A 1,144-nucleotide genomic window follows, 5' to 3' on the forward strand; every position below is an offset into this window, starting at 1 on the left:
GGGTTGGAACCCGCGTCCGGACGCTCTCCTCGAAGCTTCACCACACCGGCCGCGACCGAGCCGCGTCCGTCCGTCGCACCGGACGCATCTACAGCCCGGGGGAGTACGCGAAGATCCTGGTTGCCGAAGTCACCCAGCCGCCGGCCGACGTCGCCACAGCGCTCGGCCTCAGCACAGATGCGCCGGCTATCCGCCGACTTCGGGTCACGTACAACCCCCAGGACCAGGTCGTCAGCGCGTCCACGAGTTGGTACGACGCCGCCCTGGCCGAAGCAGCTCCGCGGCTGCTCGAAGCCGAGCGAATCCCCGAGGGAAGCTGGGCGTACCTCGAAGCCCAGACCGGCATCCACGCGGTCTACGGCAAGGACGCCATCACTGCACGCCTGGCGACCGCCGAGGAGCGCGAGCTGCTGGGACTCCCTGACCCTTCCGCCGTGAAGCAGTCCGTCACGGTCCTGCGCGACGGCGAGAACGTCGTGGTCGAGTACGGCGTAAGCGTGAACAACGGCGAGCGCGAATCCATCTACGAGTACGAACTCGACTGACCTGGCCAGGCCAGATTTGCAAGGACGCGTCCGCGTTCGCGTACGTGGTGTCCCTACCGGCTGTGACGGTGTCCGCTACACCCCGTAGGCTGCACGAAACCGCGAAACAAGATCCGTAAACGCAAAAAAGCCGCACGCCCCACCCGGGCTCTGCAAGAGGGTTCGAAGCCTCAGGCCGAGTCGAAGTCCCGGAGAAGGGCAATGCGGCGACCACACATAGGTCTGCTGCCGAGTGTAGGGCAGGTGGGGAGTGCTGTCTTCCCCGCCGTGACGTCACGAGAGTGATGTCGCCCATCCGCACATCGGGTGGCAGGCCAGAGAGGCGCCACCCCAGTGGGAATGACCAAGCCCGCCGCAGTACCCGCCCAGAAGGGCGGTGGAACGGTCTCGAACCTGGAGAGGGACGGGGCCCCGGCCGGTTGCACGCCGAACGCGGGCATGAAGAAGGGCTGGTTCTACCGGCCCGCAGACCGCATGATCATCCACCAGCAGAACCCCGATGCCGCTTCGCTCTCGATCGGGCGTGTGCCGAAGGTCATCGGGCAGATCGAGCACCTCACCGACGACGGCGAGAGCATCCGGATCGAGTACCTCGTCCT

At 66.5% G+C, this 1,144-nt stretch carries 2 protein-coding genes; both read left to right on the top strand.

What is annotated here, in order from left to right; genetic code table 11:
- Nucleotides 1-545: UTRA domain-containing protein (locus tag ACFWVE_RS35065; RefSeq protein ID WP_384023330.1), on the top strand; the 545-nt coding region annotated here is incomplete at its 5' end.
- A gap of 339 nt (nucleotides 546-884) precedes the next feature.
- Nucleotides 885-1,144: hypothetical protein (locus ACFWVE_RS35070; RefSeq protein ID WP_384023333.1), on the top strand; the 260-nt coding region annotated here is incomplete at its 3' end.

The organism is Streptomyces sp. NPDC058632 (genome assembly GCF_042717095.1).
Taxonomy (GTDB): Bacteria; Actinomycetota; Actinomycetes; order Streptomycetales; family Streptomycetaceae; genus Streptomyces.